Annotated in this window: 18 protein-coding genes; 5 read left to right on the top strand and 13 right to left on the bottom strand. The window is 64.6% G+C overall.

What is annotated here, in order from left to right:
* Positions 1-10: 10 nt before the first annotated feature.
* The 3 genes from QCE83_RS16780 to manD are packed head-to-tail and all read right to left on the bottom strand — an operon-like array spanning position 11 to position 3,708.
* Positions 11-1,048: an L-idonate 5-dehydrogenase gene (locus QCE83_RS16780; RefSeq protein ID WP_309813027.1), complete on the bottom strand. Its 1,038-nt coding sequence runs from the start codon at positions 1,046-1,048 to the stop codon at positions 11-13.
* Positions 1,049-1,078: 30 nt separating this feature from the next.
* Positions 1,079-2,449 carry an MFS transporter gene (locus QCE83_RS16775; RefSeq protein ID WP_309813024.1) on the bottom strand — a complete coding sequence of 457 codons (1,371 nt, stop codon included), beginning with the start codon at positions 2,447-2,449 and terminating at the stop codon, positions 1,079-1,081.
* Positions 2,450-2,499: 50 nt separating this feature from the next.
* Positions 2,500-3,708, bottom strand: coding sequence for a D-mannonate dehydratase ManD (gene manD, locus QCE83_RS16770; protein WP_309813022.1), 1,209 nt, complete (start codon positions 3,706-3,708; stop codon positions 2,500-2,502).
* A 119-nt stretch (positions 3,709-3,827) separates the two neighbouring features.
* Here manD and QCE83_RS16765 point away from each other — a divergent pair, with 119 nt between their 5' ends.
* Positions 3,828-5,309, top strand: coding sequence for a mannitol dehydrogenase family protein (locus tag QCE83_RS16765; RefSeq protein ID WP_309813019.1), 1,482 nt, complete (start codon positions 3,828-3,830; stop codon positions 5,307-5,309).
* Between the two features lie 297 nt (positions 5,310-5,606).
* Here QCE83_RS16765 and QCE83_RS16760 read toward each other — a convergent pair whose 3' ends face one another.
* The 9 genes from QCE83_RS16760 to QCE83_RS16720 are packed head-to-tail and all read right to left on the bottom strand — an operon-like array spanning position 5,607 to position 13,446.
* Positions 5,607-5,939, bottom strand: coding sequence for a DUF4387 domain-containing protein (locus tag QCE83_RS16760; protein WP_309813015.1), 333 nt, complete (start codon positions 5,937-5,939; stop codon positions 5,607-5,609).
* Positions 5,936-7,291 carry an acyclic terpene utilization AtuA family protein gene (locus tag QCE83_RS16755; RefSeq protein WP_309813012.1) on the bottom strand — a complete coding sequence of 452 codons (1,356 nt, stop codon included), beginning with the start codon at positions 7,289-7,291 and terminating at the stop codon, positions 5,936-5,938. Before QCE83_RS16755 ends, QCE83_RS16760 begins: the two co-directional genes overlap by 4 nt.
* A 38-nt stretch (positions 7,292-7,329) precedes the next feature.
* Positions 7,330-8,529, bottom strand: coding sequence for an alpha-hydroxy acid oxidase (locus tag QCE83_RS16750; RefSeq protein ID WP_309813010.1), 1,200 nt, complete (start codon positions 8,527-8,529; stop codon positions 7,330-7,332).
* A gap of 5 nt (positions 8,530-8,534) precedes the next feature.
* Complete coding sequence (locus tag QCE83_RS16745) at positions 8,535-9,206, bottom strand: RraA family protein (RefSeq protein ID WP_309813006.1); 672 nt, start codon at positions 9,204-9,206, stop codon at positions 8,535-8,537.
* A 10-nt stretch (positions 9,207-9,216) separates the two neighbouring features.
* On the bottom strand, positions 9,217-10,254 hold the full coding sequence (locus QCE83_RS16740; protein WP_309813003.1) for a C-terminal binding protein: 1,038 nt from the start codon (positions 10,252-10,254) through the stop codon (positions 9,217-9,219).
* 16 nt (positions 10,255-10,270) lie between these two features.
* Positions 10,271-11,041 (bottom strand): amino acid ABC transporter ATP-binding protein, encoded by a 771-nt coding sequence (locus QCE83_RS16735; RefSeq protein WP_309813001.1) that lies wholly within the window; start codon positions 11,039-11,041, stop codon positions 10,271-10,273.
* Positions 11,038-11,880, bottom strand: a complete 843-nt coding sequence (locus QCE83_RS16730; protein WP_309812996.1) for an ABC transporter permease subunit — start codon at positions 11,878-11,880, stop codon at positions 11,038-11,040. Before QCE83_RS16730 ends, QCE83_RS16735 begins: the two co-directional genes overlap by 4 nt.
* The gene (locus QCE83_RS16725) at positions 11,877-12,584 is read right to left on the bottom strand and encodes an amino acid ABC transporter permease (RefSeq protein WP_309812993.1); all 708 of its coding nucleotides are present in this window, start codon (positions 12,582-12,584) and stop codon (positions 11,877-11,879) included. Before QCE83_RS16725 ends, QCE83_RS16730 begins: the two co-directional genes overlap by 4 nt.
* A 40-nt stretch (positions 12,585-12,624) precedes the next feature.
* Positions 12,625-13,446 carry a transporter substrate-binding domain-containing protein gene (locus tag QCE83_RS16720; RefSeq protein ID WP_309812991.1) on the bottom strand — a complete coding sequence of 274 codons (822 nt, stop codon included), beginning with the start codon at positions 13,444-13,446 and terminating at the stop codon, positions 12,625-12,627.
* Positions 13,447-13,599: 153 nt separating this feature from the next.
* On the opposite strand from QCE83_RS16720, the gene QCE83_RS16715 reads away from it, so the two are divergent.
* Complete coding sequence (locus QCE83_RS16715; RefSeq protein ID WP_309812989.1) at positions 13,600-14,511, top strand: LysR substrate-binding domain-containing protein; 912 nt, start codon at positions 13,600-13,602, stop codon at positions 14,509-14,511.
* Positions 14,512-14,552: 41 nt separating this feature from the next.
* Here QCE83_RS16715 and QCE83_RS16710 read toward each other — a convergent pair whose 3' ends face one another.
* A complete protein-coding gene (locus tag QCE83_RS16710) occupies positions 14,553-15,482 on the bottom strand; it encodes a LysR family transcriptional regulator (RefSeq protein ID WP_309812985.1) in 930 nt (309 codons plus the stop codon).
* Between the two features lie 173 nt (positions 15,483-15,655).
* Here QCE83_RS16710 and QCE83_RS16705 point away from each other — a divergent pair, with 173 nt between their 5' ends.
* The 3 genes from QCE83_RS16705 to QCE83_RS16695 are packed head-to-tail and all read left to right on the top strand — an operon-like array spanning position 15,656 to position 17,534.
* A complete protein-coding gene (locus tag QCE83_RS16705) occupies positions 15,656-16,033 on the top strand; it encodes a RidA family protein (protein ID WP_309812982.1) in 378 nt (125 codons plus the stop codon).
* Between the two features lie 56 nt (positions 16,034-16,089).
* Positions 16,090-16,944 (top strand): ABC transporter substrate-binding protein, encoded by an 855-nt coding sequence (locus QCE83_RS16700; RefSeq protein WP_309812979.1) that lies wholly within the window; start codon positions 16,090-16,092, stop codon positions 16,942-16,944.
* 14 nt (positions 16,945-16,958) lie between these two features.
* On the top strand, positions 16,959-17,534 hold the full coding sequence (locus QCE83_RS16695; RefSeq protein ID WP_309812975.1) for an ABC transporter permease subunit: 576 nt from the start codon (positions 16,959-16,961) through the stop codon (positions 17,532-17,534).
* The last annotated feature ends 26 nt before the right edge of the window (positions 17,535-17,560 follow it).

Raw genomic sequence — 17,560 nt, 5'->3', positions numbered from 1 at the left:
TCGGGTGGGTTCAGTCGAACCGGATATGCACCTTCATCGACTGGTTGCGGTCATGCGCGACTTCGAACGCGCGATTTGCGTCCTGAAGCGGGAACGCATGCGTCATCAGCGGCGTCAGGTCGATGCGGCGCGACGCCAGCATCTCGGCGGCGATCGCGTATTCATCGGTGAAGCGGAACGAGCCTTGATAGCGCAGCTCTTTCGACATCACGAGGTTGGCCGCGACCGGCGACTGTCCCGCCGGCAGATTGCCGAGCTGAATCACCGTGCCGCCCGCACGCGCCGCGCGCAATGCGGTATCGAGTCCTGCCGGGGCTCCCGATGCCTCGATCACGATATCGAAGCTGCCACGCTCGCGCGACCATGCGTCGATGGTCGCCCGATCGTCGGCCAATACGGTTTCGTCGGCGCCCAGGGCGGCAGCCATCTGCAAGGCCTTCGGCGCGAGATCGAGCGCGACGATACGATGCGCGCCCGCACTGCGCGCCGCCGCCACCACGATGCAGCCAATCGGCCCGCAGCCCACCAGCAGCAGCCTCGCGCCCACGAGCGTGCCGGCCTGCTTCAAGGCATGCAGCGCGACGGCGAGCGGCTCGGCCATCGACGCCTGCGCGTAATCGAGCGTGTCAGGCACCGGCACGCACTGACGCGCCGTCGCCGTGAGGTACTGACGAAACATGCCCTGCATGTGCGGAAACGTCGATGCACTGCCCATGAAGCGCATGTTCAGGCAATGATTCGGCATGCCCTTGACGCAATAGCGGCATGCGCCGCAATTGAGGCCCGGATTCACCGCGACACGCTGACCGACCCACAAGCCGCTCACGCCTTCGCCCAGCGCCGCTACTTCTCCCGCGACTTCGTGGCCTAGCACGAAGGGCTCACGCACGGCAAAATCGCCGCTCTTGCCCTTGAAGTAATACGACAGGTCCGAGCCGCAGATGCCGCCCGCGCGCACGCGGATCTGCACCTGGCCCGCAAGCGGTTGAGGCGTATCGATTTCATCGATGGAAAGCTTCTTCGCTTCGTGAAGGACGGCTGCAAGCATGATGAGGTTCTCGTGTTGGCGAAAGGTGATTCAGCGGCGTGCAGCCAGCGTGGCGGCCGCAGGCGCCTCGTGCAATACAGCCTCGTGCGGCGGCGCGATCCAGTCATGCAGGTCCCCGCCGCGCCGCACGGGCGCGGTCTCGGGCAAGAGGAAGATCGAGATCGCCGATACGATGCCGAGCACGGCGACATACGCAATCAGGCCGGTAGAACTGCCGCCCGTCGCCTGGATCAGCTTGACCGCGACCAGGCCAAGCACGCCGCTGCCGATCAGCGAACCGATCTGCCAGATCAGCGCAATGCCGCTGCATCGCACGCGCGCGGGGAACAGTTCGGGAAAGAGCGAGGCCTGCGGTGCATAACAGAGACTGTGGCCGACGGTGATCGCAAGGATCATGACGGTCTGGATCGCAAGGCGATTGCCGCTGTCGATCGCATGAAAGAGCGGTGCGACCAGCAGCACGTGCAGCACCGCGCCCGCCATGAACGTGGCGCGCCGTCCAATGCGGTCCGACAGCGCACCGGCCAGCGGAATCGCGATGAGTTCGAGCACGACCGCGACGATGATGGTCTGCAACAGGAGCGCGTCGGAAACATGATGCGCGCGGCCATAGGCGAGCACGATCATCGTGTACATGCCGAACGTGCATGCTTCGATCAGCTTCGCACCAACGCCTTTGGCAATGATGCCGCCATGTTGCCTCACGACCTCGACCACCGGCCGCGATTCGACCGCCTGCGTCTCGCGAATGGCGGCGAACACCGGCGACTCCTCGGTGCGCAAGCGGATATACAACCCGACCACTACCAGCACGATGCTGCCCAGGAACGGCAGCCGCCAGCCCCAGCTCATGAACTGATCGTGCGTGAGTGCGGACGTGAGCAGCGCGAAGATGCCGGAGGGAATCAGAAACCCCGCAGGCGCGCCCAGTTGCACGAGACTCGCGAAGAAGCCCCGCTCACGCGGCGGCGCGTATTCCGCCGTCAGCAGCACCGCGCCAGCCTGTTCGCCGCCCACGCCGAAGCCCTGCAGCACGCGAATGAAGATGAGCGCCGCGGGCGCCCAGATGCCCGCCTGCGAATAGTCCGGCAGAAGACCGATTGCGAAGGTGCCAAGACCCACGATCAGAATGGTCACGATCAAGGCTTTCTTGCGCCCGAGCCTGTCGCCGAAGTGACCGAACACGATGCCGCCGATCGGCCTCGCAACGAAGCCCACGGCGTAGGTGGCGAACGCGGCCAGCGTGCCGATCAGCGGATCGCTCGCCGGGAAAAACTTCGCGCCGAACACCAGCACCGCTGCCGTGCCGTACACGAAGAAATCGTAGTATTCCGCCGCCGTGCCGATGGTCGATGCCGCTGCCACCCTGCGCAGCATCGCGTTCGTCTCCTTGTCCGCCATGTCTTCGTCTCCGCGAATAGTGTCTTTTCGAAAGCCTGGAGCGTCTGCCGTCACCAGTTCCAGAGCGTGCCGTCCTCCAGCCGGGCGACCGGAAGCCAGGCGGGATCGTAGGGATACTTCGCGGCGAGCGTCTCGTCGATATCCACGCCGTGACCCGGCGCATCGCCCGGATGCATCATGCCGCGATCGAACGACCACGCGTGCGGGAAGACGTCGAGCGCTTCCTGCGGAAAGCCCATGTATTCCTGCACGCCGAAGTTCGGCACCCACAGGTCGAAGTGCAGCGCGGCGCCCATGCAGACCGGCGACAGGTCCGACGGCCCATGACAGCCCGTGCGCACCTGATACAGCGAGGCGAAATCCGCGATGCGCCGCAAATGCGTGATGCCGCCCGCGTGCGTGAGCGTCGCGCGGACATAGTCGATCAGTTGTTCCTCGATCAACTGCTTGCAATCCCAGATGCTGTTGAAGACTTCACCGACTGCAATCGGCGTGACGGTGTGTTCCCGGATCAGACGGAAGCCGGCCTGATTTTCGGCAGGCGTGGGATCTTCCATCCAGAAGAGACGATACGGCTCGATGGATTTGCCCAGTCGCGCGGCTTCGATCGGCGTCAGCCGATGATGCACGTCGTGCAGCAGGTGCGTGTCGAAGCCGAACTTCTCGCGCACGGCTTCGAACAGCTTGGGCACGAAATCCAGATACTTCTCGGACGACCAGCTCTGCTCTTCGACCTCACCCTTGGTCGCAGGCTCGTACATGCCGCTTCCCTTCGATACGCCGTACACCGAGCGCATGTTCGGAACGCCGCATTGAATGCGAATAGCCTTGTAGCCTTGCTCGACGTGTTCTTCGTATTTGTCGAGCGCTTCGGGAATGTCGCGGCCCGTCGCGTGTCCGTAGACCATCACGCCTTCGCGCGATGCGCCGCCGAGCAGCTTGTAGAGCGGCGTTTTCGTGACCTTGCCGAGAATGTCCCACAGCGCCATGTCGACGGCGGCGATGGCGGTCATCGTCACCGGACCGCGGCGCCAGTACGCGCCCTTGTAGAGGAACTGCCAGGTATCTTCGATACGACCCGGATCGCGACCGATCAAAAGCGGACACACGTGGTCCTTCAGATACGACGCCACCGCCAGTTCGCGGCCATTGAGCGTGGCATCGCCGATGCCGTGGACGCCTTCGTCCGTCACCACCTTCAAGGTCACGAAATTGCGACCCGGACACGTCACGATGACATCCGCACGAATGATCTTCATAGGGGAATTCCTTAGATGGCGAAACCTGCGAGTGAATACTACCATACCAGTATGTTACAGAGTTACTCCGGGTTTTCCCTTCGTCGTCCCGACGCAAAATCAATCAACGCATCCGACCCATGACCAGCGCAAACAGGCTTGCACGTACTCGACTCGATCCCTTGCAGCCGCACCTTCTCTCGCCGGAATGGCGCGAGCCGGACATCGGCATCGTGCATCTCGGCATCGGCAATTTTCATCGTGCGCACGAGGCGCTCTATACCGAAGAGGCGATGCTCGCGCGCGGCGGCGACTGGGGCATTTGCGGCGTCACCCTGCAGGGCGATGTCAGCAAGCGCGATGCGCTGATGGCGCAGGATGGTCTCTATAGCGTGGTCGAACGCGGACCTGACGGCGAGCGCGTGACCGTCGTGCGTGCGCTGCGCGAAGTGCTCGCGATGCCCTTCGACCGTGCGCGCCTGTTCGAACTGCTGGCGGATGCGCGCGTGCGTATCGTGTCGCTGACCGTGACGGAAAAGGGTTATTGCCGCGACGCGACCACCGGCGATGCGGATTTCTCCCATGCAGCCGTCGTGAGCGATCTGGCCCGGCCCGATGAACCGTCCACCGTTCCCGGCATCCTCACGGCGGCATTGAAGGCGCGCCGCGACGCGGGCATGCCGCCCTTCACCGTGCTCTCATGCGACAACCTCTCGCACAACGGCGCGGCGCTGAAACGAGTAGTCGTATCGTTCGCGGCGCGGCTCAGTCCGTCGCTCGCGGCATGGATCGAGTCACACGTCGCGTTTCCATCGACGATGGTGGACCGCATCGTGCCCGCTACAGCCAACGCCGATCGTAAAGCTGCGCGCGACGCGCTCGGCGTCATCGATGATGTGCCCGTGCCGTGCGAGCCGTTCCGGCAATGGGTGATCGAAGATCGCTTTACTGCGGGACGTCCGGCGTGGGAAGTCGCGGGCGCGCAACTGGTCGATGACGTCGCGCCCTTCGAGATCGCCAAGCTGCGCATGCTGAACGCGACGCACTCGACGCTTGCGTATCTGTCGATGCTCGCGGGCTTCGAAACCGTCAGCGACGCCGTCAGCCACGCACCGCTGCGCACGCTGATCCACGCGATGATGACGCATGAGATCGCGCCGACGCTCGACGTGCCGGCCTCGTTCGACTTGCTCGCCTATCGCGATGCGCTGCTCGACCGTTATGCGAATCCGGCGCTGAAGCATCGCTGCGCGCAGATTGCGATGGACGGCAGCCAGAAGCTGCCGCCCCGTATCCTGTCGACGATCCATGCGTGTATCGCGATGGGCCAGCCGTTCGAACGGCTTGCTCTGGCGGTCGCGGCCTGGTTCATGTTCCTTCGCGGACAGACCGATGACGGTACGCGCTATACGATCAGCGATCCGCTTGGCGAGCGCCTTACGCAGCTCAGCTTGTCGGCCGGGAATGCGGAACAACTCGTCGATGCGATGCTCGGCGTGCGAGAGGTTTTTCCCGAAGCGCTCGCCAACGAGAAGGCGTTGCGAGCTTCGCTCATTCGTGGCGTTCGATTGCTCGAAGGCGGAACGCGCCCGGCTATCGAACGTTATGCGGAGATGCGTTGAGGCGGCGGCTTTGCTGGAGTCTGCCGGGCTTGCCGGACCTTGGCCCGCTGATCGACCGGCTGCTCGGAGAACTGGATCGCACGCTGCGTCGTTCGTGAGGGCTTGCGGCAGAGCTTGGCCGTCAAATATCACTCTGATCCAGCCTCGGTTCGAACGCCTGGATTCGCGTCCCGAATCGAGCAAGTCTTCTCGCCGCCGGCATGTTGAGGCATGTCCTGGAGCAAGGCCCGGAGTACCGGGTTCGGATCGGACCCGACGATGAACTGCGCCGCCACGACGAGCAGCTTGCCGAGCGTTTCAGTCCTCCAGGCCGACCGGAATCGCAAAGTCCAGCAGCGGCGCGTGCTGCTGACAGCCGTACATGTCGGACTCGCCGAGCCGCCCTTGCGGCAACTGCCGGCGCATGGTCACCTTGATCGCCTGTCCGCGCGGCACCGCAAAGATCGACGTGATCATGCCATCCTCCACGCCGAACAGTTCGGCCATGGCGGTCTTGGTGAAACGCCCCGATTCCCACACCGTATCGAAGTGAGCAGTGTCCTCGAACAACACGTCGAACGTGAGCAGAAACGGACCGGCGTTCTTGCTGCGGATCACCGTCGCGAGCGACGAAAGCGGAACCGTTGTCATGATGCGAGCGCCTCGAAATGAACGGGAAAGAGCGCCGTCGCCGACGCAGTCTTCAGCAGGTGATACGCGGAAAATTCGTACACGGGCCCGGCATCGATTTCGGATGGCGAATACGGAAACGCGAGATTGCCCGCCGTGTTGTACATGCCCGGAAAGCTCACGTGCAACAGCGTCCCGCTGATGAAATGGGCCGCCGCATGCGCGAGCGACTGCTCGTGCGCGACCGCTTCGATCACGAGACCGAGTTCGTGGCTCGTCGTTTTTCGCACGGGTTCGAGTCCGCGCATCACGCCGTCGCGGCCGTAGACATGGAACTGAACATCGAGGTCGGGCGCATCGAAATACGCGAGCGCGGCGGCTTTCGCATCCGCGAGCAGCGTGTCGATGCGCGCGACCATCGTCGGGCAGCGCACGCCCGCCACGGTGATGCTCCGGTAACCGCGCCGCCGTGCGCCTTCGAGCTTGACCCAGTAATCGTCCGCCTCGATGAACCGCGAGCCCGTCACGCGCACTTCGCGTTCGCTGATCTGCACGAAATCGCATGCTGACAGATCGAGTTCATGTCCCGGCCCCGCCTGCAGAAACGGGTTCTCGCGTTCATACAGCGTGTGCGCCGCCACGGACGTGAGCGACGCGCGCCGGTTCAGCCCGCCCGGTTCCAGCGTGAAACCCGTCTCGTCGATGGTGCCCATCATCACGTCCGTGCCGTGCGGCTCGGCGGAAAACGCGCCGCATTCGAGAATCTTGCCCATGTGGATGGCCAGCCCCGGATCGGCGCCCTTCCAGATCGGGAACGCGGCGATCACCGAGTCGTCGCACGCGCGGCCGGCGATGATCACGTCCGCGCCGGCCGCGAGCGCCTCGACGATCGGCTCGTGTCCCATCTGCGCGACGATCGCGTGGCTCGCTCGCGCCTCCTCGGCGCTCAGTTCCCAGCCTGCCTCGAAGTCGCGCACCTCGCCCAGGCCCACGGCATCGGCAACGACGCCCGCGGGAATATCGGCGTAGATCCACGCGAGACGCAGGTTCAGCGCGTGCTCCGCGACGATGCCGCGCACGATGCGCACCACTTCGTCCACGTGCGCGCGCGTGCCCGCACCGCCCGCGCTGCCGACGATCACCGGAATCCCCGCCCGCCTGCCGGCCACGATCATCGTCGTGAGTTCGCGGCGAATGCTGATTTCCGACACCAGCGCTTCGCCCGAGCCGAGGTAATGCGGGCCGGGATCGGTCGATCCGGCGTCGACGGCGATTACGTCGGGCCGCATCGACATCGCGCGTTCGAATGCTTCGTCGGCGAATCCGTAGCCCAGCGTGCAGGTGGGCGTGAGTACGCGTATTGGCTTGTCCATCCCGGTCCTCATGATGACGCGTGATGCGTCGTGGAAGATCACAGCGCGCCGCCCCGGTCGCGCAACAGTTCGAGCTGGGCGACCTCGTCGATGCGGTTGATGCCGAGCAATCCCATGTTCGTGCTGATCTCGCGCTTCAGGATCGCGAGCGCATGCGCGACGCCGGTTGCATCGGCGGCGGCGGCGGCCAGCAACATCGGCCGGCCGACGAAGACGAAGCGTGCCCCGCCATGCAGTGCCTTCAGCACGTCCGAGCCGCGCCGTACGCCGCCGTCGTACAGGAGCGTCAGCGTATCGACACGGGCGGCGATCGCCTCCAGCGCATCGAGCGAACCGATCGCGCAATCCACTTGCCGTCCGCCGTGATTCGACACGATGATCCCGTCGATCCCGGCTTGCTCCGCGATCACCGCGTCGTCGGCGGACATGACGCCCTTGAGCACGATGCGTCCGTTCCAGCGCCGGCGAATGTGCTCCAGATGCGCCCACGAAAGCGCGCCGCGCCGACCGATGTCGCGCACCAGCGTGCGTGAGAACACCGGCGGCCCCGCGACGGCGTCCATGTTCTCGAAGCGCAACGGACGGCGCGTGAGCACGCTCTCGCCAAGCACGCGCCAGCACCACGACAGCCGCGTCAGCGCCTGCCAAGCCAGCCGCGCGCCGGGCCTCACGGGCGACCGGAAGCCGTGCTTCTCCGCGTACTCATGCTGGCCGTGCACCGCTGTATCGACATTGATGACGAGCGTATCGAAGCCCGCTTGCGCAACGCGATCGAGCATCGGATCGATGCGCCCGGCATCGCCCGGAATGTAGGCCTGGAACCAGCTCGTCGGGCCCGCCGCGCGCACGGTCTCCAGCCGCGTCAGCGACGCGCCGCTCAGGATGAACGGCACGCCCGCAGCGGCGGCGGCGCGGGCGAGCACTTCGTCGCCGCGAGCGGCGGCCATCCGGCTGAAGCCCATCGGCGCAATGCCGAACGGACTTTCATATTCGACGCCGAACAGGGTGGTGCGCGTGTCACGCCGCTCGATGTCCACCAGCACGCGCGGCACGAACGCCCGCGACTCGAAGCCGCGCAGATTGCGCCGATGCGCCGCGCCGTCCTCGGACCAGCCGGACACATACGCATACATCGCCGCGGGCAGGCGACGTTTCGCGAGCGCCGCGAAGTCGTTCAGGCACAGCACGTCGCGCAGACTCGCCGGCAGGTCCGGCGCCTCGACGCGGCGTGCGTGCATCTGCGCTAGCGCTGCGGCTCGCTCGTCCGGGCCTGCGGCAGCGAGAACATCTCGCTGATCGACACCCCGCCCCGAATGCCATCGATCCACTTCGCCTCCTTCAACAGATGAGCCTGCGCCGCTTCGAGCACCTGGTCGGCGATTGCCAGCGGCACGATGACCACGCCGTCGTCGTCACCGAGCACGATATCGCCGGGGCTGACGGGCGCGCCCGCCGCCGCGATGGTCGCATCCACCGTGCCGCCAAAACCGTGATGCGGGCCGCGCGGCACGACCGAGCGGCAGAACATGTTGAACTTCAGGCGCCGCATGTCCGCGACATCGCGCACCGCGCCGTCGACCACCGCGCCGCCGAGCCGGCGATGCACCGCTTCCTCGGCCATCACGCCGCCCCACACGGCGATGTCTTCCGCGCCGCCCGCGTCCACGACGAGCACCTCGCCGGGCCGCGCGCTGCCGATCACGTTGCAGATCGGCCCGCAATCCCCGACCATCGTGGCGATGGTGCGCGCCTGACCGCATAGCCGCGCGCCCGCGAAGATCGGCTTGATGACCGACGCCATCACCTGCGTGCGGTTCATGCAATCGGACGCGACGGCCGGCGGGATGAGCCGCCACTGCGCGAGCACGGCGTCAGACAGTTGTTTGAAGTTCACATCGAGCTGGTGATAGGCCATGGCGGTCGCTTTACCGGTGTGATGCGGGCACGGCGTCGCGCCAGCCCGGGTTGACGTTGTTGCGCAAGCGTCCGTGCACCAGATAGTCGACGAGCATCTGCGCGGAGAACGTGCGCATGTCGAGATAGCCGGCTTCGGAATAGAACGCGGCGTGCGGCGTGACCACGAGACGCCCCGCGAGCCAGGGCTCGTCGTTGCGCCACGCGTCGAGCAGCGGCGGCAGCGGCACCGGCGGTTCGGACGGCAGCACGTCGAGACCGGCCGCCGCGAGATGTCCGGCGCGCAGCGCGCGATAGACCGCGTCCACGTCCACCAGCTTGCCGCGTGCGATGTTGATGAAGATCGCGTTCGGCTTCATCGCCTGGAACTGCGCGTCGCCCATCATGTAACGCGTTTCGTCGGACAGCGGGACGTGCAGGCTGACCACGTCGGCGCGCGCAAGCAGCGCATCGAGCGAATTGACACGCTCGTAGCCGAGACCGAGCTCGTGCCCTTCCGGCAGATGCGGATCGTAATAGACCACATGCATGTCATGCGCCGCTGCGCGCCGCGCGATCGCCGTGCCGATCCGCCCCATGCCGATCGCGCCGAAGGTGCCCCCGCGCAGACGCCGCACGACCGGCACGTTCTCCGCGACGAAACCGCGTGCGGGATCGGCCTTCAGGCGCGCCTCGTATGTGCCGAGTCCGCGCGCCAGGAACAGCATCATGGCGATCGCGTGATCGGCTACCTCCGTGGTGCCGTAGTTCGGTACGTTCGACACCGGAATGCCGCGTTCGCGGCAGGCCGCCGTATCGACGTTGTCGAAACCGACCCCCACGCGCACGATCATCCGGCAACGCGCCAGACGGCTCACCACATCACGCGTGATCTTCATGCGATGCCAGACGAGGATCGCATCGCATGAAGTCCAGGCGTCGTCGGGAATCGCCGCGGCGTCGGTCTCGTCGAAGACCTGATAGTCGATGAGCGCGCCCGTCACGCCCCGTTCGACATCGAGATCGCGCAGATGCGCGTCGGGCACCAGTACCTTGAGTGGGTTCGACACTGCTCCTCCAGTTGAATCACGCCGCCGTGCGCGACAGGATCTTGCCGAGAAAGCTCCTGAGGCGCGCATCGCGCGGCGCGTGAAAGATGTCGGCCGGCGCACCGGATTCGACGATGGTGCCGCGGTCGGTAAAGAACACGACGTCGGCCACTTCTTCTGCAAAGCGCATTTCATGCGTGACCAGCACGCAGGTCATGCCGTCACGGCTCAGATCCCGGATCACGGCAAGCACTTCGCTCACCATTTCGGGGTCGAGCGCGGCTGTCACTTCGTCGAACAGGATGATCGCGGGCTGCATCGCCAGCGCGCGCGCAATCGCGACACGCTGCTGCTGCCCACCCGACAACTGCGCCGGATACGCGCTCTCCTTGCCGGTCAGGCGCACCCGCGCGAGCAGGTCGAGCGCGCGTTGCTTCACTTCGTCGCGCGGCTGATGCAGCACCTGCATCGGCGCCATCATGATGTTTTCGAGCACCGTGCGATGCGGAAACAGGTTGTACTGCTGGAACACCATCGACACCTGATGCCGCAGCGGCACGAGGTCCCGGTCGCGCTTGAGTTGCTCGACCGCGAATGAACCGACGCGAATGGTGCCGCGATCCACCGGAATCAGGCCGTTCAGGCAACGCAGCAGCGTCGACTTGCCCGAGCCCGACGGCCCGATGATGCAGGCCGTCTGCCCTTTCCGGATCGTCATCGAGACGCCCTTGAGCACGTCGGTGCCGCCGAACGCCTTGTGCACGTCGACCAGTTCGATCAGCGGCGCGTGTTGCTGGATCACGTTCATTGCTTCTCCCGGATCTGTCGTTCAAGGCGACGGCTCAAGGTCGCAAGCGGAAAACTGAAGAGGAAGAACAGCAGCAGCACATACAGTTGCACCGCCGTTGCATAGTTCGAACCGTCGCTCGCGGTAATCGTGTTGGCTACCGAGAGGACATCGGAGGTCCCCGTCACCACCGCGAGACTCGTGCCGATGAAGAGGCCCGCGTACACCGTCATCATGTTGGGCAGGATCAGCGGAATGGCCTGGGGCACGACCACGTAACGCAGGATCTGGTTCTTGCGATAGCCGAGCGCGCGCGCTGATTCCCACTGTCCGCCTGGTATCGCCTCGATGCCGCCGCGCATGACTTCCGCAACGTTCGCCGTTACCGGCAGCGAGAGCCCGACCACGGCCTTCACGAACGGCGAAAACGGAATCACCATGCCGAATGCCGGCACGTAGAACGGCAGCAGATAAAGCATCGCGTACAGCGCGATCAGCCAGGGCGTGTTGCGCAGCAGATTGACGATGCCGAGCGCGACGAAGCGCACCACACGCGTGTTCGCAATCGTGCCGACGCACAGCAGCACGCCGGTGCAGAGCGACACGGCCATCGCCGCGAGGCTCATCAGGATGTTCGCGCAGAAGCCGCCTGCGAGTCCCGCGCCGGGTGCGCCGGTGAGCAGCAACGCGCTGCGCGAGGCGAGCAGCGCGAACGCATCGCCGCTCGCGCGGCCGTAGCAGCCGACGAGCGCCGCCAGCAGCAACAACGGCACGCCGATCATGCCGTACACGAACGCACGGGTCTCCGGCTGCATGCCGCGTGCGGGCGCCAGCGGTTTAAGCGTGGTCGTCGCGTTCATAGGCCGTATCCCGGAATCCGCACCGCGCGCCCGATGCGCCCCGCCACCATCGACGCAAACGAAGCCAGGATCAGATAACAGACCCACACCACCAGCATCACTTCCAGATTGCGGAAGTTGTCGAGCGTGATCTGCGTGGCGTAGTACATCACGTCGGCCACCGCGACGAACGCGGCCTGCGACGACGTCTTGATCAGACTCACGATATTGTTGGTCATCGGCACCATGGACAGGCGCATCGCCATCGGCAACTGGATATGCCAGAAGGTGCGCAGCCGCGAATAGCCGAGACTGCGCGCGGCATCGACGGTCGCTTGCGGCACCGCATGCAGGCCGGAGCGCACGATCTCCACCGCGATCGCGCCGTTGTAGAGCGCAAGCGACAGCACCATGCACGTGAAGCCGCTGAACACCGGAATCTGCTGACCGGTCGCCAGATTGCGCAGCGACAGGCCCAATTCCGACAGCGTGAAATACAGCACGAACAACTGCACGAGCGGCGGCGTGTTGCGCAACAACTCGACGACGATGGTGGTCAGGGTTTCCAGCAGCGGCATGCGGAAATAAATCACTGCCGCGCCGATGATGCCGATCACGAACATCAGCGCGATCGCACACACGCACATCGTGACCGTCGTGCCCACGCCGCGCACGAGCCAGGTCTGATACAGCGGATCGGCCAGCCAGGTGAAGTCGAGACTCATGGGCGCCCCTTGCGCATGTCGTCCGGGTCGGCGCGCGCGACTACTTCGCGGACGCCTGCTGCTCGGTTACGAACTTGCTCGTGCCCATGTTGTAGGTCTTCTCCGCGTTGACGAGCACGCCGGCCGTTTCCGCCCGCCTGATCGACTGATTCAGCGCGGCGAGGAACTTCGGTTCGTTCTTGCGCACGCCGCCGACGATGGGCACGAATTCGTAGGCATCGAGCGCGATCTTGTCCTTGTCCTTCCAGCCGTCTTCGTTGACCTTCAGCGTGAGATTCGGACCGTCGTAGGCAATCGCCTCGCACCGGTTGTCCTGGAACGCCTTGTACATCTGCGCCGTGCCGGTGAAGAGCACCGTCTCCGCGCCGAGCTTCTCCTGCAGTGCACGGTTGTACATGTTGCCCTGACTGCCGCACACCTTGCGGCCCTTGAGGTCTTCCCATTTGCCGATGGTCGTTGTCTTCGGCGCGAGCAGCACCATGCCGGCCATCATGTAATACGGGTCCGTGAAGTCGATCACCTTCGCGCGGTCCGGGTTCTTGCCGAGCGTGGCGAAGATCACGTCGATACGGCCCGCGTTGAGCAGCTCGATCCGGTTCGACGCCACGACCGGAACAAATTCGATCGCCGTATCGGAGCCGAACATGTCCTTGGCGACGAACTTCGCCAGATCCACTTCGAAGCCGATCAACTGGCCCTTGCTGTCGAGATAACCGAAGGGCACGTAGTCATTGCGGATGCCGACGACGAGCTTGCCGCGTGCCTTGACCATGTCGAGCTGATCGGCGCGCGCCACGCCGGAAAGCCAGCCGAAGCCGAGCGCGAGCATCATCAGAACGACCCACCACGAACGCTTCGACATGAACATCTCCATAAGAAGAAACAGGTGAAACGCGTCAGCCGTTCAACGCGGTGAGCGGCGTCTGGCATGAGGCTATTCTTCGATCGCGTCCTATAATAGTCAAATAGGACAAAATTCACTGTTTATAAGGATGGCTTATGCAGGCATCGAGTCATGAATGTTCGTCAACTTGAGGCATTCCAGGCCGCCATGTCCGCCGGAAGCCTGACTGCGGCCGCCGGCCTGCTGGGCGTATCGCAGCCGGCGGTAAGCCAGTTGATCGCACAGCTCGAAAGCAGTTGCGGGTTTTCCCTGTTCACGCGCGCCGGCACGAAAATGCGTCCCACCCGCGAGGCAGAGGTGCTCTATGCCGAGGTGCAGCGCATGTTCATCGGCGTCGGGCGCGTGGCAGGGGTCGCCAAGGCGTTGCGCGACCAGTCGTGGGGCGCGCTCAGCATGGCGTCGTTTCCGGTGCTCACACGGCGCGTGCTGCCGGGCATCGTCACGACGTTTTGCAAGGATCGGCCCGATGTGAAGTTCAGCGTCGAGAGCATGCGGTCGAACTCGCTTCTCGACGCGATCGCGACGCAACAGGTCGATCTCGGCTTCAGCGTGCTGCCGGGCGATCGGCCCGAGCTCAACAGCACCTATGTGTGTACCTTGCGGGGAGTTTGCATTCTGCCGAAGGGGCATCGACTTGCTGCGCGGCGGCTCATTCGCGCAAAGGATCTGGATGGCGAGGCCTTCGTCGCGCTCGGGCCGCAGGACCATTCGCGCTTCCAGATAGACAGGATTTTCGAGGAAGCGGATGTGCAGCGGCGGATTCAGATCGAAGTCGGTCAGTCCGAGACTGCCTGCGCGTTCGTTGCGAACGGCATGGGTGTCGCAGTGGTGGATCCGATCAGCGTCTACAACAATGCCGGAGCGGACTTCGTCGTATGCGCATTCGAGCCGAAGATGGAATTCGAAATCTGGCTGATCCGGCCGAAGATCGCGCGGCCCTTCGCGCTGATCGAAACGTTCGCTGCGTACGCTTCCGGGGAACTCGTTCGTCTAGCGAACGAGTCGTTTCCCGATCGGCGTTAGTCGTTCATTCATGGGGAGCCATGGGGGCTGAACGACTTTCGTCAAACCGCATCGACGAGTCTCTCGGCATCCTCGAGCATGCCTCTCGCAGCTTGCCGCAATAGCGCGATCAGCTCGTCGCGATCGAAATCCGCTTCCCGATCCTTGGGCCACACCGCGAAGTAATCGAAGAAGATCGCCGGTTCGAAGCGCCGATACACCAGCCGATCGCGTCGGGCAACGTCCATTCCGAACACGTCGGTGAGGGTCACACCGACGCCCTCCTCGGCCATCCGGATCGCCGCCGCCATCAGCGGCGCCTGCATCACTTCGTTGGGCCGCGCGTTCTCGACCAGGAACATTCGGTCGATGCCCGCCTGCGCGCTCTCGACTCGCGAGAGACTGACGTAATCGACGCCATCCAGATCGCTTGCGCGGATCAGCGGCCGTTGCGCGAGCGGATGGTCCTTCGGCACCGCACAGTAGATCGGGCTGCGGATCAGCGCGGCAGTCTCGAGCCCGTGACTCGGCTGACCCCCGACCGCGACGCCGATCTCCAGCCGCCGCGTCGCCAGGACGTTCAGCAGATTCGGCGTGTCATAGGTGTAGATCAGAATCGACCGCCCGGTGCGGCGTTGCCAGTCGGGCAGCACCTTCGGCAGCAGCGACACCGCGATCAGCGGCACCGAGCCCAAGGCGATCGGCTGCACTTCGCTGTTGATCACGCGCGAGACGATCTGATCGATGTGGTCGATGGTCGAGAACAGCACGTTGGTCTCGTTGTACAGCTGGTAGGCCAGCGGCGTCGGGATCAGCCGTCCGAGCTGCCGGTCGAACAGGCGGATGCCCGCGTAGTCCTCCGCCTGCGCAACGATCTTGCTGACCGCGGGCTGCGACAGCCCCAGCGCGCGCGCTGCCGCAGAGGCGCTGCCACCGGTGATGACCGCGCGAAAAGCCGCGACGTGCTTCAACTGCAATTGCCCACGCTTCACGTCCGCCCCCTATAACAAAACGCATGCAAGCATAACGAAAATCGCAGTTCCGCCGGCAAAATCGGAGTGATAAGGTGCGCTTACTCACTCGCCGATCCATAATTCATAAGGGATTACGCGCAGTTTGATGCGCGCCTGACCCTATGCGCTAAAGAATAACTTACGGAGACAACATGTTCGAAAGCATCGACGTCGGACCGAAACGCCCCGGTCACCCGATTTCCGGCGTGGTCCGCAAAGGCGGCCAGGTCCTGACCGTGCAGACCCCGACTGACAGCGCGACCGGCAAGCTGGTCGACGGCGGCATCGAGACTCAGGTGCGCCAGGTATTTCACAAGCTCGACCGCGCGATGCAGGCGGCCGGCGGCACGCTCGCCGACGTGATGCTGGTGCAGGTCTATCTGACCGACCCCGCCGACTGGGCGCCGATGCACGCGATCTGGACCGAGACCTTCGCCGATCCGTATCCCGCGCGCGCGACGGTGGTCGTCAAGCAACTGATGCTGGAAGGCATGCGGATCGAAATCGTCGTCAACGCGAACCTGGGCTGAGTTCGGCGCCTCCGTCAGGCGCGCAAAACTTTGCGGATCGAAAGGAGAGAAATGCCATGAAGGGGTGCTCGAAGCTCGTCGTGCAGGCGCTGATGGTTGCGCTGAGCCAAGCCGTCGCGATGTCCGCGCACGCGGATACCGCGCTGACGAAAACGCTGCCGCAATCGATTCGCGAGGCCGGCACGCTGCGCGTGATCGCATCGCCGAACAGTCCCCCGATGATCTATGCGGGCAAGGACGCACGTACGCTCGAAGGCATGGAAATCGATCTGACGCAGGCGGTGGCCGATGCGCTCGGCGTGAAACTCGAGCTCACGTCCGGCACCTTCGACAGCCTGATTCCGTCGATCGCCGCAGGCCGCGCGGATCTCGCGGTCGGCTCGATCGGCGATCTGAAAGCGCGCCAGTCGCAAGTCGATTTTGTCGACTACGTGAAAGCGGGTGTCGGCATGGCGGCGCCGAAAGGCAGCGGCGCGGGCATCAAAGGTTTGTCGAGCCTGTGCGGCAAGACCGTCGCGGCGGTGCGCGGCACCTTCCAGGAACGCGAGCTGTCGGCGCAGCAGGCCAAATGCAAGACACAAGGCGGCTCGCTCGACATCCAGACTTTCACCGATGCATCCGGCGCCGTGCTGGCGTTGCGCTCGGGCCGCGCCGACGTATGGTCCGGCGACACCGCCCAGGTCGCGTACGCGGTCAAGCAGTATCCGAACGCGCTTGAACAGGTCGGCGACATGCGCATCATCGCGTTGCTCGGTTATGCGGTCGGCAAACAGAACACGCAGTTGCGTGATGCCGTCAAGGCGGCGCTCGATCAACTGCAGGCCAACGGCAAATATCGGCAGATCCTCGACAAGTGGGGACAAGGCGATACGCGAGCCGACAAGATCAGCATCAACGACGCGTGGCTCTGACGCGCACCGCCATCATGGGAAATCAATCAACGTATGGCGCGGGAGCACGCGCCGCCGAAGCGCCGCCGACCCTGCCGCCTGACGCGCGCCCGCAGCCGTCGCCGCCGGAAGAATTCACGGTCGTGCCGCTGCGCCATCCAGGCCGCTGGCTGTGCGCGGCGCTGATGCTGTTCGTGCTGCTCTCGATCGCGGATCTCCTGATCACCAATCCCCGCTGGGAATGGCGCACCGTGCTCGACTATCTGTTCAGCGCGCCGATTCTGGCGGGCGTCGGCAATACGCTGTTGCTGACGGTGCTTGCAGAGATCGTCGGCATCGGTCTGGGGATCCTGCTGGCGATCATGCGGTTGTCCGAGAATCCGCTGCTGTCGTGGTCGAGCGCCGGCTTCACGTGGATCTTCCGTGGTATTCCGCCACTCGTGATGATCCTCTTCATCTACTTCTTCTCTGCGCTGGTGCCGACCTTGTCCATCGGCATTCCGTTCGGCCCGTCGATCAAGCTGATCGCCACCAACAAGGTCGTTACGCAGATGGCGGCGGCGCTTCGGCGGCGCGTGCTCCCGCGCCATACGTTGATTGATTTCCCATGATGGCGGTGCGCGTCAGAGCCACGCGT

This window comes from Caballeronia sp. LZ034LL (genome assembly GCF_031451215.1).
GTDB lineage: Bacteria > Pseudomonadota > Gammaproteobacteria > Burkholderiales > Burkholderiaceae > Caballeronia.
Note: the sequence above shows the minus strand (reverse complement) of the source record. Positions and strands in the feature narration are given on the sequence as shown.

Bases quoted from the DNA above. Each gene is read 5' to 3' on its own strand.
- QCE83_RS16780 (WP_309813027.1), bottom strand. From the start codon at position 1,048: ATGCTTGCAGCCGTCCTTCACGAAGCGAAGAAGCTTTCCATCGATGAA.
- QCE83_RS16775 (WP_309813024.1), bottom strand. From the start codon at position 2,449: ATGGCGGACAAGGAGACGAACGCGATGCTGCGCAGGGTGGCAGCGGCA.
- manD (WP_309813022.1), bottom strand. From the start codon at position 3,708: ATGAAGATCATTCGTGCGGATGTCATCGTGACGTGTCCGGGTCGCAAT.
- QCE83_RS16765 (WP_309813019.1), top strand. From the start codon at position 3,828: ATGACCAGCGCAAACAGGCTTGCACGTACTCGACTCGATCCCTTGCAG.
- QCE83_RS16760 (WP_309813015.1), bottom strand. From the start codon at position 5,939: ATGACAACGGTTCCGCTTTCGTCGCTCGCGACGGTGATCCGCAGCAAG.
- QCE83_RS16755 (WP_309813012.1), bottom strand. From the start codon at position 7,291: ATGGACAAGCCAATACGCGTACTCACGCCCACCTGCACGCTGGGCTAC.
- QCE83_RS16750 (WP_309813010.1), bottom strand. From the start codon at position 8,529: ATGCACGCACGCCGCGTCGAGGCGCCGGACCTGCCGGCGAGTCTGCGC.
- QCE83_RS16745 (WP_309813006.1), bottom strand. From the start codon at position 9,206: ATGGCCTATCACCAGCTCGATGTGAACTTCAAACAACTGTCTGACGCC.
- QCE83_RS16735 (WP_309813001.1), bottom strand. From the start codon at position 11,041: ATGAACGTGATCCAGCAACACGCGCCGCTGATCGAACTGGTCGACGTG.
- QCE83_RS16730 (WP_309812996.1), bottom strand. From the start codon at position 11,880: ATGAACGCGACGACCACGCTTAAACCGCTGGCGCCCGCACGCGGCATG.
- QCE83_RS16725 (WP_309812993.1), bottom strand. From the start codon at position 12,584: ATGAGTCTCGACTTCACCTGGCTGGCCGATCCGCTGTATCAGACCTGG.
- QCE83_RS16720 (WP_309812991.1), bottom strand. From the start codon at position 13,446: ATGTCGAAGCGTTCGTGGTGGGTCGTTCTGATGATGCTCGCGCTCGGC.
- QCE83_RS16715 (WP_309812989.1), top strand. From the start codon at position 13,600: ATGAATGTTCGTCAACTTGAGGCATTCCAGGCCGCCATGTCCGCCGGA.
- QCE83_RS16705 (WP_309812982.1), top strand. From the start codon at position 15,656: ATGTTCGAAAGCATCGACGTCGGACCGAAACGCCCCGGTCACCCGATT.
- QCE83_RS16700 (WP_309812979.1), top strand. From the start codon at position 16,090: ATGAAGGGGTGCTCGAAGCTCGTCGTGCAGGCGCTGATGGTTGCGCTG.
- QCE83_RS16695 (WP_309812975.1), top strand. From the start codon at position 16,959: ATGGGAAATCAATCAACGTATGGCGCGGGAGCACGCGCCGCCGAAGCG.